This window comes from Streptomyces sp. NPDC001816, from assembly GCF_042892235.1.
GTDB lineage: Bacteria > Actinomycetota > Actinomycetes > Streptomycetales > Streptomycetaceae > Streptomyces.
Genome location: NZ_JBIATY010000013.1, coordinates 1 through 17,189 on the forward strand (window position 1 = coordinate 1; position 17,189 = coordinate 17,189).

At 70.9% G+C, this 17,189-nt stretch carries 17 protein-coding genes; 8 read left to right on the forward strand and 9 right to left on the reverse strand.

The genetic code is table 11. The features are described from left to right. Positions 1 to 348: 348 nt before the first annotated feature. Positions 349 to 999, reverse strand: coding sequence for a DNA-3-methyladenine glycosylase (locus tag ACFYZZ_RS35350; protein ID WP_389185066.1), 651 nt, complete (start codon positions 997 to 999; stop codon positions 349 to 351). A 138-nt stretch (positions 1,000 to 1,137) separates the two neighbouring features. Here ACFYZZ_RS35350 and ACFYZZ_RS35355 point away from each other — a divergent pair, with 138 nt between their 5' ends. From ACFYZZ_RS35355 to ACFYZZ_RS35365, 3 genes are all read left to right on the forward strand, one after another. Beyond that, positions 1,138 to 1,920 carry a sporulation protein gene (locus tag ACFYZZ_RS35355; RefSeq protein ID WP_386573879.1) on the forward strand — a complete coding sequence of 261 codons (783 nt, stop codon included), beginning with the start codon at positions 1,138 to 1,140 and terminating at the stop codon, positions 1,918 to 1,920. A 40-nt stretch (positions 1,921 to 1,960) separates the two neighbouring features. Next, the gene (locus tag ACFYZZ_RS35360) at positions 1,961 to 2,500 is read left to right on the forward strand and encodes a YbhB/YbcL family Raf kinase inhibitor-like protein (RefSeq protein ID WP_389185069.1); all 540 of its coding nucleotides are present in this window, start codon (positions 1,961 to 1,963) and stop codon (positions 2,498 to 2,500) included. A 167-nt stretch (positions 2,501 to 2,667) separates the two neighbouring features. Then, entirely contained in the window at positions 2,668 to 3,174 is a 507-nt protein-coding gene (locus tag ACFYZZ_RS35365) for an HNH endonuclease (RefSeq protein ID WP_386573881.1), read from the forward strand. Positions 3,175 to 3,238: 64 nt separating this feature from the next. On the opposite strand, the gene ACFYZZ_RS35370 is transcribed toward ACFYZZ_RS35365, so the two are convergent. From ACFYZZ_RS35370 to ACFYZZ_RS35380, 3 genes are all read right to left on the reverse strand, one after another. Then, a complete protein-coding gene (locus tag ACFYZZ_RS35370) occupies positions 3,239 to 4,189 on the reverse strand; it encodes an SPFH domain-containing protein (RefSeq protein WP_386573882.1) in 951 nt (316 codons plus the stop codon). Positions 4,190 to 4,299: 110 nt separating this feature from the next. Then, entirely contained in the window at positions 4,300 to 4,731 is a 432-nt protein-coding gene (locus ACFYZZ_RS35375; protein WP_389185074.1) for an NfeD family protein, read from the reverse strand. A gap of 61 nt (positions 4,732 to 4,792) precedes the next feature. After that, positions 4,793 to 5,584 carry an ABC transporter ATP-binding protein gene (locus ACFYZZ_RS35380; RefSeq protein WP_389185077.1) on the reverse strand — a complete coding sequence of 264 codons (792 nt, stop codon included), beginning with the start codon at positions 5,582 to 5,584 and terminating at the stop codon, positions 4,793 to 4,795. Between the two features lie 152 nt (positions 5,585 to 5,736). Between ACFYZZ_RS35380 and ACFYZZ_RS35385 the strand changes: the two genes are divergently transcribed. After that, positions 5,737 to 6,522, forward strand: a complete 786-nt coding sequence (locus ACFYZZ_RS35385) for a hypothetical protein (protein ID WP_389185080.1) — start codon at positions 5,737 to 5,739, stop codon at positions 6,520 to 6,522. A gap of 57 nt (positions 6,523 to 6,579) precedes the next feature. Here the strand turns inward: ACFYZZ_RS35385 and ACFYZZ_RS35390 are convergent, their stop codons facing one another. From ACFYZZ_RS35390 to ACFYZZ_RS35405, 4 genes are all read right to left on the reverse strand, one after another. Then, complete coding sequence (locus tag ACFYZZ_RS35390; RefSeq protein WP_386573886.1) at positions 6,580 to 6,819, reverse strand: chaplin; 240 nt, start codon at positions 6,817 to 6,819, stop codon at positions 6,580 to 6,582. A gap of 180 nt (positions 6,820 to 6,999) precedes the next feature. Further along, positions 7,000 to 7,245 carry a chaplin gene (locus ACFYZZ_RS35395; protein ID WP_389185083.1) on the reverse strand — a complete coding sequence of 82 codons (246 nt, stop codon included), beginning with the start codon at positions 7,243 to 7,245 and terminating at the stop codon, positions 7,000 to 7,002. Positions 7,246 to 7,416: 171 nt separating this feature from the next. Further along, entirely contained in the window at positions 7,417 to 8,058 is a 642-nt protein-coding gene (locus ACFYZZ_RS35400; RefSeq protein ID WP_389185086.1) for a response regulator, read from the reverse strand. Further along, the gene (locus ACFYZZ_RS35405; RefSeq protein ID WP_389185089.1) at positions 8,051 to 9,220 is read right to left on the reverse strand and encodes a GAF domain-containing sensor histidine kinase; all 1,170 of its coding nucleotides are present in this window, start codon (positions 9,218 to 9,220) and stop codon (positions 8,051 to 8,053) included. Before ACFYZZ_RS35405 ends, ACFYZZ_RS35400 begins: the two co-directional genes overlap by 8 nt. Positions 9,221 to 9,449: 229 nt before the next feature. Between ACFYZZ_RS35405 and ACFYZZ_RS35410 the strand changes: the two genes are divergently transcribed. From ACFYZZ_RS35410 to ACFYZZ_RS35420, 3 genes are all read left to right on the forward strand, one after another. Further along, positions 9,450 to 10,145, forward strand: coding sequence for an SDR family NAD(P)-dependent oxidoreductase (locus ACFYZZ_RS35410; protein ID WP_389185092.1), 696 nt, complete (start codon positions 9,450 to 9,452; stop codon positions 10,143 to 10,145). Continuing rightward, positions 10,142 to 11,269, forward strand: coding sequence for an S-adenosylmethionine:tRNA ribosyltransferase-isomerase (locus ACFYZZ_RS35415; RefSeq protein WP_389185095.1), 1,128 nt, complete (start codon positions 10,142 to 10,144; stop codon positions 11,267 to 11,269). Before ACFYZZ_RS35410 ends, ACFYZZ_RS35415 begins: the two co-directional genes overlap by 4 nt. Before the next feature lie 298 nt (positions 11,270 to 11,567). Next, positions 11,568 to 12,311 carry a transglycosylase SLT domain-containing protein gene (locus ACFYZZ_RS35420; protein WP_389185098.1) on the forward strand — a complete coding sequence of 248 codons (744 nt, stop codon included), beginning with the start codon at positions 11,568 to 11,570 and terminating at the stop codon, positions 12,309 to 12,311. Positions 12,312 to 12,387: 76 nt separating this feature from the next. Here the strand turns inward: ACFYZZ_RS35420 and ACFYZZ_RS35425 are convergent, their stop codons facing one another. Then, the gene (locus ACFYZZ_RS35425) at positions 12,388 to 14,925 is read right to left on the reverse strand and encodes an FHA domain-containing protein (protein WP_389185100.1); all 2,538 of its coding nucleotides are present in this window, start codon (positions 14,923 to 14,925) and stop codon (positions 12,388 to 12,390) included. Between the two features lie 241 nt (positions 14,926 to 15,166). Here ACFYZZ_RS35425 and ACFYZZ_RS35430 point away from each other — a divergent pair, with 241 nt between their 5' ends. Continuing rightward, positions 15,167 to 16,927, forward strand: coding sequence for a streptophobe family protein (locus tag ACFYZZ_RS35430; RefSeq protein ID WP_389185103.1), 1,761 nt, complete (start codon positions 15,167 to 15,169; stop codon positions 16,925 to 16,927). Positions 16,928 to 17,189 lie beyond the last annotated feature (262 nt).

Here is a 17,189-nt window from a genome sequence, read left to right on the forward strand (position 1 = left end):
CTCAAGGAACGGTCGCTTCCTTTGTACTCACCCTCTCGGGCTTTCCTCCGGGCTTCCCTTCGGTGTTTCCGACTCTATCAGATCCTTTCGGCGTCCGATTCCCGGTCGGCGGGATTGTCTTGGGCTTTTCGGGCTTTCGCTCGTCGCCTTTCGACATTCACTACGTTAGCCGATTCCCTCGGCGACTCATAATCGAGTCTCTCGGGTTCGAATTCAGGCACGCGGGCGCGCCAGAATCGACCCTGGTGAGGGGTTGTAGCTGAGTAGTGGTTTGGCCGCTCCGGCTGCAGGCGATCGCCGTACCCGGTTCAGCGGCTCGGGCTACATTACGCACCTTGCAAGGGTGCGTCAACTTGAGCGGCGCCTTGGCGCATGGGCCCGATAGGGGCTCACCGTCGGGTCGTTGGCCACCCAGAAGCGCCAGGGATGGACGTCGCCGTTGCCGCCTTCGCCGGCGACTCCGGTCCGTGGACCGCTGCGCACCTGGTCAGGAGGTACAGGAGTACCGGTCAGCATCCTCAGTGGGGTCTCGCCGGAGGCGCACGCGTCCGTGCCGTCCAGGGCGCGGCCGACCTCGAGGGCGGTGGCCAGGCGTGCCGGACCCTTGGCCAGTTCCTTGTCACTCCGGGCCGAAAGTCGACGTTTGCGAGCCAGTTCAGTGCCCTCGACGACTTCACCGGCTCGGAGCAGTACGGCGCTCGCCCTGCCCTCGGGTCCGCAGACCAGGTTCATGCAGTGCCACATGCCGTAGGTGAAGTAGACGTACACGTGTCCGGGCGGACCGAACATCACTTCGTTGCGGGCGGTGCGGCCACGGTAAGCGTGTGAGCCGGGGTCGTTCGGGCCGTCGTACGCCTCCACCTCCGTGAGGCGCACGGCGATCGGACCGTCGGGGGTCGTGCGGACCAGGATGCGGCCGAGGAGGTCGGGGGCGACGTCCAGGACGGGGCGGTCGAAGAACTCTCTGCGCAGTGGCGTACGGTCCGGAGGCGCGATCATGCCGTCCGAGCGTAGTCCAGAGGGTTCCGGGCCAAGGGGTGGTCACGGTTCGCTCTCCTTGCCAGGGTGAGGCCTCGGAACCGGTCGTGACCGGATCGCGTTTGTACGGGTCGAGGGTCCATTCGTAAAGGGAGAGTCATGGCGTTCAAGAAGCTGCTCGCGAGCCTCGGAGCCGGCGGGGCCTCGGTCGAGACGGTGCTGACCGAGACCAATGCCGTACCGGGCGGCGTGGTCCAGGGCGAGGTGCGGATCCAGGGCGGGTCCGTGAACCAGGAGATCGAGGGGCTGTCCGTCGGCCTGCAGGCGCGGGTCGAGGTCGAGAGCGGCGACCAGGAGTACAAGCAGGACATCGAGTTCACCAAGGTGCGGCTCGGCGGTGCCTTCGAGCTGCAGGCGGGGGCCGTGCACGCGGTGCCGTTCGGCCTGGAGATCCCGTGGGAGACGCCGGTCACGATGATCGACGGGCAGGCGCTGCGCGGGATGCACATCGGGGTGACCACCGAGCTGGCGATCGCCCGTGCCGTGGACTCCTCCGACCTGGACCCGATCAACGTGCACCCGCTGCCGGCGCAGAAGGCGATCCTGGACGCCTTCATCCAGCTGGGCTTCCGCTTCAAGAACGCGGACATGGAGCGCGGCCACATCCGGGGTACGCGGCAGCGGCTGCCGTTCTACCAGGAGATCGAGTTCTACCCGCCGTCGCAGTACCGGGGCCTGAACCAGGTCGAGCTGAGCTTCGTCGCCGACGAGCACGCCATGGACGTCGTCCTGGAGATGGACAAGAAGCCGGGTCTGTTCAGCGAGGGCTCGGACACCTTCCGTTCCTTCCAGGTGGGTCTGAACGACTTCCACGGGACCGACTGGGCGGCTTACCTCAACCAGTGGCTGTCCGAGGTCGGCAGCAAGCGCAACTGGTTCTAGGCTCTGACCTACTGGACAAGATCGATCAGGAGGTACCGAGGTGACCGAGCTCAAGCGGCGGCCGCTCCCCCACGACTTCCATCCTCCCGTGCCGTCGTTCGCGGTGACGAGTGAGGACGTCGAGGAGGGCGGGACGCTGGGGAGCGCTCAGGTCTACGCCGAGGGGAACACCTCGCCGCAGCTGCGGTGGGAGGGCTTCCCCGCGGAGACCAAGAGCTTCGCCGTGACCTGCTACGACCCCGACGCGCCGACCGGCAGCGGGTTCTGGCACTGGGTCCTGTTCGACATCCCTGCCTCGGTGACGGAGCTGCCGGCCGGTGCGGGCAGCCGGAAGTTCGAGGGTCTGCCCGAGGGCGCGGTGCACGTGCGCAACGACTACGGGTCGAAGGACTTCGGCGGTGCCGCTCCGCCGCCCGGGGACGGCCCGCACCGGTACGTCTTCACGGTGTACGCGGTGGACCAGGAGAAGCTCGGCCCGGACGCGGACGTTTCTCCGGCCGTCGTCGGCTTCAATCTGCGGTTCCACGCGCTCGCGCGTGCCCAGCTCATCGGCGAGTACGAGAACGCCGCGAAGGGCTGACGCAGCGCACTGATTCAGTCAAGCGTTCATTGAACGTTTGCCCGCCTCCGGTCTTGGAAGTGATCGGAGGCGGGCATTTTTTATTGCGTTGTCCATCTCGGCGCGCCCGTCCAGAGTTGATCCAAGCCCGCCGGGGGGTGGGCAGGTGCACACGGGAGGTGGGCTGGATGCGTGACACGTTGGTCCTGAACGCGAGCTTCGAGCCGCTGTCGACGGTGACTCTGAACCGGGCCGTCGTGCTGGTCCTGCAGGACAAGGCCGTCGTCGAGCAGGCCCATCCCGAACTGCGTATGCGCGGTGCCGATGTGGACATACCCGCGCCCCGGGTGATCAGGCTGTGCAGGTATGTACGGGTGCCGTTCCGAAGACAAGCTCCGTGGTCGAGGCGGGGGGTGCTGGTCCGGGACCGGCACCGGTGCGCGTACTGCGGGCGCAGGGCGACGACCGTGGACCATGTGCTGCCGCGGGCGCAGGGTGGGCAGGACACGTGGCTGAATACGGTCGCCGCGTGTGCGGAGGACAATCACCGTAAGGCCAACCGGACTCCGGAGGAGGCCGGGATGGCCTTGCTTCGGGAGCCGTTCGAGCCGACTCCCGCGGATGCGATGCTCTTGGCTCTGGGCCAGGAGGATCTTGCGGCTCTGCCTGACTGGTTGGCTCTGGACGCTGCCTGACCCCTACAGCCCCGCACCCCTTCAGGGGCGCGGGGCTGGGTGAACCGGGCGTCGTGAAGAACTGTCAGTCGATGCTCGGCTTTTCGCGGCGTTCCGTGCTGGGCCCGTTGTTCTGGGGCGGGACGGAGGCGCCGCCGCCCAGGGGGCCGAAGTTGCCCATGGCGCCGGAGAGGCCCTTGAGGGCGTCGCCGATCTCGCTGGGGACGATCCAGAGCTTGTTGGCGTCGCCCTCGGCGATCTTCGGGAGCATCTGCAGGTACTGGTAGCTGAGCAGCTTCTGGTCCGGGTCGCCGGCGTGGATCGCCTCGAAGACCGTACGGACGGCCTGGGCCTCGCCCTCGGCGCGCAGGGCGGCGGCCTTGGCCTCACCCTCGGCGCGCAGGATCTGGGACTGCTTCTCACCCTCGGCGGTGAGGATGGCCGCCTGGCGCGTACCTTCCGCGGTGAGGATCGCCGCGCGCTTGTCACGGTCGGCGCGCATCTGCTTCTCCATCGAGTCCTGGATGGAGGTGGGCGGCTCGATGGCCTTCAGCTCGACGCGGTTGACGCGGATGCCCCACTTGCCGGTGGCCTCGTCGAGGACACCGCGCAGGGCCGCGTTGATCTCCTCGCGGGAGGTCAGGGTGCGTTCGAGGTCCATGCCGCCGATGATGTTGCGGAGCGTGGTGACCGTGAGCTGCTCGATGGCCTGGATGTAGCTGGCGACCTCGTAGGTGGCCGCCCGCGCGTCCGTGACCTGGTAGTAGATGACCGTGTCGATGTTCACGACCAGGTTGTCCTGGGTGATCACCGGCTGGGGCGGGAACGGTACGACCTGTTCGCGCAGGTCGATGCGGTTGCGGATGGTGTCGATGAACGGGACCACGATGTTGAGGCCCGCGTTGAGTGTCCGCGTGTAGCGGCCGAAGCGCTCGACGATGGCGGCGCTGGCCTGTGGGATGACCTGGATGGTCTTGATCAGGGCGATGAAGACCAACACCACCAGAATGACCAGGACGATGATGACCGGTTCCATCGTGTTCCCCGTACCCCTCTCCGCCTCGGCACCGTGGCAGATCCTGTGGTTGTTGAAGATCTTGCTCGTCGAGTCTGGCAGACCGTCGCCCAACTCGTGGGTCAGATGGCTCAGATGACGATCGCGGTGGCCCCCTCGATGTCCACGACGTCCACTTCCTGGCCGACTTCGTAGGCGCGGCCGGTGTCCAGGGCGCGGGCCGACCAGACCTCGCCGGCGAGCTTGATCCGGCCGCCGGAGCCGTCGACGCGCTCCAGGACGACGGCCTGCTTGCCCTTCAGGGCGTCGACGCCGGTGGCCAGTTGGGGCCGCTGTCTGTCGTGCCGGGCCGCGATGGGGCGGACCACGGCGATGAGGGCGACCGAGACGACGACGAAGGCGAGCACCTGGATCACGGCGCCGAAGCCCAGGCCGGCGACGACCGCGGCCGCGACGGCTCCCACCGCGAACATGCCGAACTCCGGCATCGCGGTGACCACGAGCGGGATTCCGAGCGCCGCCGCGCCGACGAGCCACCACACCCACGCGTCGATGTCGTTCACATGGTCATGGTAGGACCGCGGTCGGGCGGCGGACAGGGCGCGAACGGGGAGCGGGGCGGCGTCAGGACAGGGGCAGGCCCTGCGCGGTCCAGCGGTCGCCGACCTGCTCGACGACGAGCGGCAGGCCGAAGCAGCGGGAGAGGTTACGGGACGTCAGTTCCAGTTCGATCGGGCCCGCGGCGAGAACCTTGCCCTGACGGATCATGAGGACGTGGGTGAAGCCGGGGGCGATCTCCTCGACATGGTGGGTGACCATGATCATCGAGGGGGCGATGGGGTCGCGGGCCAGCCGGCCGAGGCGGCGGACCAGGTCCTCGCGGCCGCCGAGGTCGAGCCCGGCGGCGGGCTCGTCGAGCAGGAGCAGCTCGGGGTCGGTCATCAGGGCGCGGGCGATCAGGGTGCGCTTGCGCTCGCCCTCGGAGAGCGTGCCGAACTTCCGGTCCACGTACTCGGTCATGCCGAGGCGGTCGAGGAAGGCGCGGGCGCGCTGCTCGTCGACCTCGTCGTACTCCTCCTGCCAGTGGGCCGTCATGCCGTACGCGGCCGTCAGCACGGTCTCCAGGACGGTCTGGCGCTTGGGGAGCTTTTCGGCCATGGCGATGCCGGCCACGCCGATGCGCGGGCGCAGCTCGAAGACGTCGACCTTGCCGAGGGTGTCGCCGAGGATGGTGGCGGTGCCCTTGCTGGGGTAGAGGTAGCTGGAGGCGACGTTCAGGAGGGTGGTCTTGCCGGCGCCGTTGGGGCCGAGGATGACCCAGCGCTCTCCCTCCTTGACCGACCAGGAGACCTGGTCCACCAGAGCCCGGCCCTCGCGGACCACGGATACGTCCTGAAGCTCCAGAACATCGCTCATGAGCGCGTTGTCTCCCCTTGCAGTGTGGCCGGTCTCGGCTGTCGCGTACGCCTGTGGGCTCGGTCCGCCACGCCGGTGGGCGCAGCCCCCCATGAAATCTACGCCACGCGTGCGCCGCTCCATTCCATCGGTCCGGTCCTTAGGGTGGGGGCATGCTCTCGGAACCGCGTTCAGGACGCCTTGCCGCTTGGGGAAATGCCCTTTTGTCCGGAGTTGCCTCTCCGGATGACGCCGCACTCGCCATCGTGGGCGAGGACACGGTGCACCGGGTGGACGGGCTGCCGGGTGAGTCGGTGCCGGTCGGGCTCACGCTCGCGCTCGGGCGGCTGCGGACGCTGGGGGTGACCGGCCTGCGGGTCGCACTGCCCGCGCCCGGTCATCCGCTGGGGCTGAGCGGTCCGCCGGAGTTCAATGCGCGGGCGCTGGAGGCCGAGGAGGCGGTGGTCTGCTTCGGTGCCGCGTTCGGGCTGGTTCCGGAGGTGTACGCGGCCGGGCCCGAGGGTGATCTGCATGTCGAGGTCGTCTGGCATGTGCTGCCGGTGCGGGAGGCGCCGCCCGCCGATGTGCCCTCGCTGGGCGAGGCGGAGCGGGAGCTGGCGGAGGCCCTGCGGGACGCGACCGAGATGCTGTCGAAGCTGGATGTCGCCGGGTCGGGTCCGGCGGCGGAGGCGGCGATCGACGCCTACCGGTCGCGGGCCGCGCGGGGGCGGGAGGTGCTGGCGCCCGGGTACCCGCCGCGTGCGGTGCGGGTGCTGGAGCTGGCGCGGCGGGTGGCGATGCTGGTGTCCCTGGCCTACGACAACGGGCACGGGGGTGCGGTCAGCTCCGCCGAGATGGCGGCGCGGTCCGCGGCGCTGCAGCCGGTCGAGCGAACGGCCCGGCGGGCGCAGGTGGCGGCGTACAACTCCATCGTGGAGGAGCGGGAGCGCGGTCGCTGAGCCGGCAGGGGCTCCCCGAGCCGGTCGGTCGAGGAGCCCTCTCGGCTGTTTGCCGCGTCAGTTGTTGGCCGTCGTGTTGCCGAAGGCCGGGTTCAGGGCGCCGATCACGTTCACGCTGTTGCCGGTCACGTTCACCGGGACGTGGACCGGAGCCTGGACGACGTTGCCCGAGGCGACGCCCGGGGACATCGTGGCCGCGCCGCTCGCGGTCGAGTCGGCGACGGCGGCTCCGGCGGAGGCGCCTGCGGCGATGCCGGCGACGGTCAGGGCGAGGGCGGCCTTCTTGGCGATGCTCATGGAACGGGTTCCTCCTGCGTGTGCGGGTCCGACCCGGCCGTGGGTCGTGCGCTGATCAACGCCGGAGCCCTTGCCGGGGTGCGGGGTCCGCACGTCGAGCCCCCGTTCAGGCCAGTCGGATGAAAACCGGACAGGCCTCCCGGTGGGCCCGGGAGGCCTGAGGTCGTCAGTGGCCGTGCCTCACTGGTTGAGGCCGAGGTTGCCGAAGGCCGGGTTCAGCACACCGATGACGTTCACGCTGTTGCCGGACACGTTCACCGGGACGTGTACCGGGGCCTGGACGACGTTGCCCGAGCCGACACCCGGGGAGCCGTGGGCCGCACCGCCGGCCCAGGCCCCGTCCGTGGCGGAGGCCATCCCCGCACCGGCGGCCATCAGGCCACCGGCCACCATCGTCACGGCCGCTGCCTTCTTCAGGTTCTTCACTGTCTGAGCCCTCCTTGGCGTTCGCCGCGGCGGTTCACCGCGGCACGCACTGGAGAACGGCGGAGATCACCGGAGGATGCGCCATCCGGGTGACATTCCCACGACGGTATGAATCTCAGCCCGGAACGGAACCTTCCGAGTTGCCGTCCGTGAGGCGTTGGGGAGGGCGTTTCAGCCGGTCACGCCATGGCGTACGGCCCACAGGGCCGCCTGGGTGCGATCGGCGAGGTCCAGCTTCATCAGGATGTTGGAGACGTGCGTCTTGACGGTTTTCTCGGACAGCACGAGGGCACGGGCGATCTCCCGGTTGGAGCGGCCGTCGGCGATCAGGCCGAGCACCTCGCGCTCCCGTTCGGTGAGCGAGCCTCCGCGTCCCTGACCCGAGTTGGCCTCCTCCTGGGAGAGCAGGGCGCCGGCGACCTCGGGCTGGAGCAGGATGTGCCCGGCGTGCACGGAGCGGATGGCGCCGGCCAGCGCGTCGGGGTCCACGTCCTTGTAGACGTACCCGGCGGCGCCCGCACGCAGGGCCGGGACGACCGTGCGCTGCTCGGTGAAGCTGGTGACGATCAGCACGCGCGCGGGGTTGTCCAGTTCGCGGAGTCTGCGCAGGGCGTCGATGCCGTCCGTGCCCGGCATCTTGACGTCCATGAGGACGACGTCGGGCCGCAGCTCCTCGGCGCGGGCGACCCCCTCGGCGCCGTCGGCGGCCTCGCCGACGACCTCGATGTCGTCCTGCACCTCCAGGAACGTGCGCAGGCCCCGGCGGACGACCTGGTGGTCGTCGACGAGCAGCACCTTGATTGCGTCAGCCACCGGGGACCTCCATCTCGACCGTGGTGCCCTTGCCGGGCGCCGATTCCACGGTCAGCGTGCCGCCGACGCCGCTCGCCCGGTCCCGCATCGAGACCAGGCCAAGGTGCCGTCCGGCGCTGCGGACCGACCGCGGGTCGAAGCCGCTGCCGTCGTCGCTGACGCGCAGCACGGCTCCGCCACCGCGCCGGTCCACGCTCACGCCGACGTGCTCGGCGCCGGAGTGCCGCAGGGCGTTGTGCAGGGCTTCCTGGGCGACCCTGAGCAGGGCTTCCTCCTGGGAGGCCGGCAGGGCGCGGAAGCCGTTGCTGGCGAAGGTGACGCGCGCGGTGTGGGCGCGGTCGAGGACCTGTATCTGGGTACGCAGGGTGGCGATCAGGCCGTCCTCGTCCAGGGCTGCGGGGCGCAGCTCCACCACGGCGGCGCGCAGTTCGTCGGCGGCCTCGGCGGCGAGCGCGGCGACCTGGTGCAGCTCGCCCTTGGCGCGGGCGGGGTCGCGGTCGATCAGCGCGGCCGCGGCCTGGGCGGTCAGGCGCAGGGAGAAGAGCTTCTGGCTGACCGCGTCGTGCAGCTCGTGGGCGAGGCGGGAGCGCTCCTCGGCGATGGTCAGCTCGCGGCTGCGCTCGTAGAGGCGGGCGTTGGTGAGGGCGATCGCTGCGTGCTGGGCGAGGATGGAGAGCAGTTCCTCGTCCTCCTCGGTGAAGCCGCAGCTGCCTTCCGGTTTGGGGCACGGGGGGTGTCCCCCCACAGAGCGCAGCTTATTGGCGAGGAACAGGGCGCCGATGACCTCGTCGCCGTCCCTGATCGGCAGGCCCAGGAAGTCGGACATGTCCGGGTGGGCGGACGGCCAGCCCTCGAAGCGCGGATCCTTGCGCACGTCCGCGAGGCGCTCGGGCCGGGCCTCCTGCAGCATCGCGGCGAGGATGCCGTGCTGACGGGGCAGCGGGCCGATGGCCTTCCACTGGGCGTCGCTGACGCCGTCGACGACGAACTGGGCGAAGCCGCCGTGGTCGTCGGGAACGCCGAGGGCGGCGTACTGCGCGTCGAGCAGCTCGCGGGCGGAGGCGACGATCGTCTTGAGGACGTCGCGCACCTCCAGATGCCTGCTCATGGCCAGCAGCGCGGAACTCACCGCGGCGAGGCCGGACCGGGGGCCTTGACTCATGTCCTCACGGTACCGGCGGGGTGTGACAGCGCGGATCGGACCGGTGACCGCCGGGTCCGGTCCGATGGACCTAGGACCGGTGAGGTAGGTCTGCGGCCCCGCGACGTGCGGCGTACGTCGAAGGGCCCCGCCGTATTGCGGCCCGCGTCCGAGGCGGCGCGGGGGGTGCCGTTCCTACGTTGGGGTCACCGCTCCGACGAGGGCGGCACGCGACGAGGGGACGGTTGTCATGCCGGTAGCGATCATCACGGGGGCCTCCAAGGGCCTGGGGCGGGCGCTCGCCGAGGCGCTGGCCGCGCGGGGCTGGGACCTGGTGCTCGACGCCCGCGGCGCGGGGCCCCTGGCAAAGGCCGCGGAGGCGGTCGCCGGGCACGGCAGGCGGGTGGAGGCACTGCCCGGGGACGTCACGGACGCCGGGCACCGGTCCGAGCTGGTGGCCGCCGCGCGGAAGCTGGGCGGTGTCGACCTGGTGGTGAGCAACGCGAGCGCGCTGGGTGCCGAGCCCCTGGTGCGGCTGGCGGAGCTGCCCCTCGCGGGGCTGCGGCGGGCGCTGGAGGTGAACGTGGTGGCGGCGCTGGGCCTGGTCCAGGAGGCGCTGCCGCTGCTGCGGGAGTCACCGGCGGGCGCGGTCGTCGCGGTCAGCTCGGACGCGGCGGCGGAGGCGTACGAGACGTGGGGCGGCTACGGCGCCTCGAAGGCGGCCCTGGACCAGCTCGCCGCGGTGCTCGGCGCGGAGGAACCGGGGCTGCGGGTGTGGGCGGTGGACCCTGGGGACATGGCCACCGACCTGTACACGGCGGCCGTACCGGACGACGACGATCCGCGTCCGGCGCCCGGCAGTGTCGTACCGGCGTTCCTGCGGCTGCTGGACGAGCGGCCCGCGAGCGGGCGGTATGCGGCGCCGGCCCTCGCGGAGGGGCGATGACTGCGTTCGATTCGTTCGCCTCCGGGGCGCCTGAGCCTTCGGCTGTCGCGGTGAAGGTGCCGGAGGAGCTGTCGGCGCGGGTGCCCGCCGAGCAGCGCGGGCCCGGTCTGGACCGGGACGACGTACGGCTGCTGGTGTCGCGCGGCACCGAGGTGACGCACCACGTGTTCGCCGAGCTGCCGCGGCTGCTGCGGGCGGGGGATCTGCTGGTGGTGAACACCTCGCCCACGCTGGCCGCCGCGGTGGACGGGCGGATCGGGCACGTGCGCGTGGTGGTGCACTTCTCCACGCGCGGGGACGACGGGCGGTGGGCGGTCGAGCTGCGGGATCCGGACGGGAGGGGTACTACGCGCGCGCGTGCGGGCACGCCCACGGGGACAGAGGTGCGGTTGCCGGGCGGGGCGCTGCTGGTCCTGGAGGAGCCGCTGAGCGCGCGCGGTGAGCGGCTGTGGTGGGCTCGCGTGTCCGGGGCGCAGGTCCTTCGGGTGCTGCGGGAGCACGGGCGGCCCATCCGCTACTCCTATACAGAGCGGGATCAGCCGCTGTCCGTCTATCAGACGGTGTTCGCGCTGCCCGCGCCGGACGGGGCGGGCAGCGCGGAGATGCCGAGTGCGGCGCGGCCCTTCACCGCGCGGCTGGTGGCGGAGCTGGTGAGCCGTGGGGTGCAGTTCGCGCCGATCACTCTGCACACGGGGGTGGCGTCGGCGGAGGCGCACGAGCCGCCGTACCCGGAGCGGTTCGCGGTGCCGGTGGCGTCGGCGCGGCTGATCAACGCGGTGAAGGCGGGTGACGGGCGGGTGATCGCGGTCGGGACGACGGCCGTGCGGGCCGTGGAGTCGGCGACCGGGCCTGACGGCGTGGTGCGGGCGGCCGAGGGGTGGACCGATCTGGAGGTCACGCCCGAGCGGGGGGTGCGTGTGGTCGACGGGCTGGTGACCGGACTGCACGAGCCGGAGGCCTCGCATCTGCTGATGCTGCGGGCGGTCGCGGGGCGGGCCGCGGTCGACCGCGCGTACGAGGAGGCGCTGCGCGGGCTCTATCTGTGGCACGAGTTCGGGGACATCCACCTCATCCTCCCGGAGGAGAACCCTCACGCAGAGCGTTGCGACGGCAACTCCTGGTGAGACCGCCACGCCTCCGGTGTGAGCCCGCACATAGGGCACACATCACGTACGAACGGACATAGGAGATATACCTTCCCGCCACGAACGGGGCAGACGTTCCAGTCTGTCCCGTTTTGCCCTTGCCCGATCCACTATCGGGGATCGTACGTCACACCTTTGCCACAGGATTTTGCGGCCGCTAAGAATTGCTCTCGTCGCTCAGCGCTGCGGGGTTCCCCCCGCGGCGTTCGTGCGGAAGGAGCAGGTTCTTCCGGCGGACGCAGAGCGACCTCCGCGCTATCCGAAGAGGTCCTTCAGCATGTCCAAGAACATCCTCACCCGTGGTCATAGTCGCTCGCTGACCAAGCAGCACAAGTTCGCGATCGCCGGTGTCGGCGTCCTCGGCGCCGCCGCACTCGCCTTCTCGGCCGTCCCCAGCAGCGCCGAGACCATCACCGCCGGTGCCCCGGCCGAGGCGCCGCAGGTCGCCGCCCAGCCGGTCAAGGACGTCAAGGGCACGCTCACCAGCCAGCTCGCCACGGAGACCGTCAAGCTCGACGCCTTCGCCGCCAAGCAGAAGGCCGCGACCGACGCCGTCGCCAAGGCGAAGGCCGAGACCGCGGCGAAGCAGAAGGCCGCCGCCGAGGCCGTCAAGAAGGCCGCACAGGAGCGCGCCGCCAAGGCGGCCGCGAGCCGTTCCGCGCAGCGCCCCCAGATGCAGCTGGTCGCCGCGAAGACCTACGCGAACAACCTCGACGGCTGGATCCGCCAGGCCCTGGACATCATGAAGGCCAAGGGCATCCCGGGCAGCTACCACGGCCTGCACAAGAACATCATGCGGGAGTCCTCCGGCAACCCCATGGCCATCAACAACTGGGACATCAACGCGATCAACGGCATCCCGTCGAAGGGCCTGCTGCAGGTCATCCCGCCGACCTTCAACGCGTACCACGTCGCCGGCACCTCGTGGGACATCTACAACCCGGTCGCCAACATCACCGCCGCCGCCAACTACGCGGCCGACAAGTACGGCTCGATCGACAACGTGAACAGCGCGTACTGAGGCCGCGCGGACCTCTGACATACGCGGAAGGGCGGCACCCCTCGGGGGTGCCGCCCTTCACGTCGTCACGGCGCGGTCACTTCCGCATGACCTCCGGCTCGTGCCGGCGCAGGAAGCGGGCGACGAAGAAGCCGCAGACCACACCGAGAACGATCAGCGCGAACATGTCCAGGCCCCAGGCCGAGGCCTCGTGGTTCCACAGCGGGTCCGTGCTGCTCGGGTCGTCGGTGTTCGGCGCGATGTTGTTGAAGTCCAGCGTGGCGCCCGCGGCGGCCACCGCCCAGCGCGACGGCATCAGGTACGAGAACTCGTTGACGCCGAGGGTGCCGTGCAGGGTGAAGAGGCAGCCGGTGAAGACGACCTGGATGATCGCGAACATCACCAGCAGCGGCATGGTCTTCTCGGCGGTCTTCACCAGCGAGGAGATCACCAGGCCGAACATCATCGAGGTGAAGCCGAGCGCCATGATCGGCAGGCACAGCTCGAACAGCGTCGAGCTGCCGAGGACGAGCCCCTCGTCCGGGATCTCGCGGCTGGAGAAGCCGATCAGGCCGACCATCAGGCCCTGGAGCACGGTGACCGCGCCCAGGACGACCACCTTCGACATCAGGTAGGCCGACCGGGACAGGCCGGTCGCGCGCTCCCGCTCGTAGATGACCCGTTCCTTGATCAGCTCACGCACCGAGTTGGCCGCGCCGGCGAAGCACGCGCCGACCGCGAGGATCAGCAGCACCGTGGTGGCCGTGCCGTTCGGGACGTGCGCGCCGGTGCGCGGGTTGACCGCCTCGTTGACCAGCAGACCCCGGTTGTGGTCGATCAGCAGGCTGACCGCGCCGAGCACCGCCGGCAGGATCACCGTCAGCGCCAGGAATCCCTTGTCGGAGGCGATGACCGCCACGTACCGCCGGATCAGGGTCATCAGCTGTGAACCCCAGCCCTGTGGCTTGGGCGGCTTCATCGCCTGCGGCGGAGGCATGTGTACGGACTGCGGGGCTACGGCGTCGATGTCCGCGGCGTACATCTGGTAGTGCTGCGAGCCCTTCCAGCGGCCCGCCCAGTCGTAGTCGCGGTAGTTCTCGAAGGCGGAGAAGACGTCGGCCCAGGTGTCGTAGCCGAAGAAGTTCAGCGCCTCCTCCGGCGGGCCGAAGTAGGCGACCGCGCCGCCCGGCGCCATCACCAGCAGCTTGTCGCAGATCGCCAGCTCGGCCACCGAGTGGGTGACCACGAGGACCGTACGGCCGTCGTCGGCCAGGCCCCGCAGCAGCTGCATGACGTCGCGGTCCATGCCCGGGTCCAGGCCCGAGGTCGGCTCGTCCAGGAAGATCAGCGACGGCTTGGTGAGCAGCTCCAGGGCCACCGAGACACGCTTGCGCTGGCCACCGGAGAGGGACGTGACCTTCTTGTCCTTGTGGATGTCGAGCTTCAGCTCGCGCAGCACCTCGTCGATGCGGGCGTCGCGCTCCTGGGCCGTGGTGTCGGCGGGGAAGCGCAGCTTGGCCGCGTACTTGAGGGCCTTCTTGACGGTCAGCTCCTTGTGCAGGATGTCGTCCTGCGGGACCAGACCGATGCGCTGGCGCAGCTCGGCGAACTGCTTGTAGAGGTTGCGGTTGTCGTACAGCACCTCGCCCTGGTTGGCGGGCCGGTAGCCGGTGAGCGCCTTGAGCAGGGTCGACTTGCCGGAACCGGACGGGCCGATGACCGCGATCAGCGACTTCTCCGGGACACCGAAGGAGACGTCCTTCAGGATCTGCTTGCCGCCGTCGACCGTGACGGTCAGGTGGCGTGCGGAGAAGGAGACCTCACCGGTGTCGACGAACTCCTCGAGGCGGTCGCCGACGATGCGGAAGGTGGAGTGGCCGACGCCGACGATGTCGTTCGGACCGAGCTGTACCGTGCCGCCCTTGGGGATCGGCTGGCCGTTGACGTAGGTGCCGTTGTGCGAACCCAGGTCACGGATCTCGAAGCGGCCGCCGGGCACCGAGTGGAACTCGGCGTGGTGCCGGGAGACCTGGAGGTCGGAGACGACCAGCTCGTTCTCCAGGGCACGGCCGATGCGCATCACGTTGCCGATGGCGAACTGGTGGAACGTCGTGGGGCTGCGGTCGCCGTAGACCGGCGGCGCCCCCGCGCCTCCACCGGGCACCTTCTGCGCGTACTGCTCGGCGGGAGCGCCGCCCTGCTGCTGCGGGATCGGCGCGGCCTGCTGCGGCTGCTGCCAACCGGCCTGCGGGGCCTGCTGCTGCGGAGCCTGCTGTGCCCAGCCGGCCCCCGCTCCCTGGGCGGCGTACGGCGCGGCCTGCTGCTGAGGCTGAGCCGCCGCGGCGGCGCCGGACAGGTTCAGGCGCGGTCCGTCGGTCGCGTTGCCGAGGTGCACCGCCGAGCCCGGGCCGATCTCCGTCTGGCCGATCCGCTGGCCCTGCACGAAGGTGCCGTTGGTGCTGCCGTGGTCCTCGATGACCCAACTGCGGCCGTTGAAGCTGACCGTGGCGTGACGCCAGGAGACCCTGGCGTCGTCGAAGACGATGTCACCCTGCGGATCGCGTCCGAGGGTGTAAGACCTGGACGAATCGAGCGTCCAGGTCTGTCCGTTTGTTTCCAGTACGAGTTCCGGCACTCCATGCCCCACTGAGTTGTCCCCCGAATTACCCCCATCACAGGGAGTCTAGGGATGTCGAACATCGTGGGGAACTATTCCAGGCGGGGCCCCGTGACCGAAAGTCGGGCCTTGTGGAGGGCGCCCGTGCGCGCTTCAACTCGCCCCGTTGACGGGGTTGAAACCGGGCCGGAGAGTGGTAATCCCCCGCGAGGGGGACAAGCGCGGCTCCGGTGCCGCGCCGCGGATCGGGGGGTCTGCCATGAGTGCTGCCACGGGCGTCGAGACCGCACGGCACGGCACCTCGCTGCCGTGGACGGACATCTTGCTGTCCGCGATCGCCGCAGTCAGCTGGGCGTTGATAGGGATGGCGGGCACGGCCGCGCTCGGTCTGCATCTGCTGCAGGCGGACGCGGCGGGCTCACTGGGCCCCATGACGGCGGCTGTTGTGGCGCTCGGGGCGGGTGGTTCGGTCTCCCCGTCGGGTGATGTGTCCGCTTTCGGGCTGAAGGGTGCCGAGGCCCACACGGCCGTCGAGATCACGCCACTGGGGGTGAGCCTGGTCGGCGCCCTGCTGCTGTCGTGGTTCTTCCTACGGTCCCTGCGCACGGCGGGAGTTGTGATCGCGCCGTCCGAACTTCTCGCGCGCGCAGGCGCGGTGGTCGCCCTCTTCGTGGCCACGCTGGGCGGGCTGGCCTGGGCCGGGCACGACGTCATCACGATCGACGGCGGCTCGCTCGGCCTGGACAAGCTGCCCGGCGGGGGCGGCAAGGGGGGCGGCCTGCACATCCCCGGTCTGGGGGACGTCGGCGGGCTGCTGCCGGACCGGATCGGCGATCTGATCCATGCGAAGGCCGCGGTCGGTTTCACCGTGGACACCGCGCCCACCCTCCTCGGCGGCCTCTGCTGGTCCGCCGGAATCCTGCTGATCGCCCTGCTCGCCTCCCGGCGCACTCCCCTGCCGCCCGGCTGGGACGCCGTGCACCGGGTCGTGCGGCCGGCCGTGTCGGCGCTCGTCACCGTGCTGCTGACGGCCGTGGCCGCCGGGCTCGCGGCGGCGGCGTACGCGGCGATCGGGGACGACCATCCGCGCCGGATCGCGGGCGCGGCCCTGCTGGGCGCCCCGAACGGGGTGTGGCTGGGCGTCCCGATCGGCCTGTTCGTCCCGTGGGACGGTAAAGCCACCGGCGCACTGGGCACCGTGCTGCCCCACCCTCTCGACCAGCTCCTGAGCACGCACTCCGACCGGCCCGTCACGGTGGGCCGGCTGGCCGAGCTGGACGGGCGGGTGTGGCTGCTCGTGGTCGCGACGGCGCTGCTGATGCTGCTGGCCGGGGTGCTGACGGCGGTACGGACGCCACTGCCGGGACCGGTCGGTGCGGCGGGGTTCGCCGGCCGCTGCGCCCTGCGGCTCGGGATCGCGACCGCGCTCGCGCTGCCCTTCCTCGCCTGGCTGGCCGATGTCTCGGTGGACGCCTCGCTGTCCGTGCTGGGCTTCGACGCCTTCGGCGCGGGCATCGAGCTGCACGGCCACCTGGGCATGGCGCTGCTCCTGGGCGCCCTGTGGGGTGCGGGGGCCGGGGCGGCGGGAGCGCTGCTGGCCCGGGTGGCGGGAGCTGCGGGGGCTCGGGCGGTGGGGCCGGGGCGGGGTGCGGTGCCGGGTGGGGTGCGGGGCGCGGATCCGGGGTACGGCGATGCGTCCGGGCGCGCCGGCTACGGCCGGGGCGGCGCGGCGGGTCCGTACGCGCCGGGCAGGCCGTACCGGCCCCCGAACCCGGACACGAACCCCTATCTCCAGGTGCCGGAGCGGTTCCGGGCGGAGCCCGAGGATGTGCGGCCGCCGTCGAGCGGGGACGACGTGTACGGCGCCCCCACCGTGGCCCGGCCCCTCGGCCCGCTTCCCCCCGCACCCCGGGGCCGTCCCGGCGCGCGCCCGCGTGATCGCGCGCCGGACCTTCCGGACGAGGGGCCGCCGCCCCCACCACCGCTGCCGCCGCCTGCGCCCGGCAGGCCCAGGCGGTGAACCCGCGACGGCCACGCGGAGCGGACGTACTGATGCCGCCCGCCGCCAGCATCACGCGCCAGACCCTCCCGACGAGGGCCCACCGACCGCCTGCGCCCGGCAAGCCGAGAAGGTGAACCCACGACGGCCACGCGGAGCAGACGCCCTGGTGCTGCCCGTCGCGAGCGCGGGCGTGTCACAGTCGTGGTAGAGCCCGAGCCGAATGGCTTTGGCGCGGTGGGCGCGCCGTCGTCCGGCGGCAAGATCCTCTACATCGGCCCGA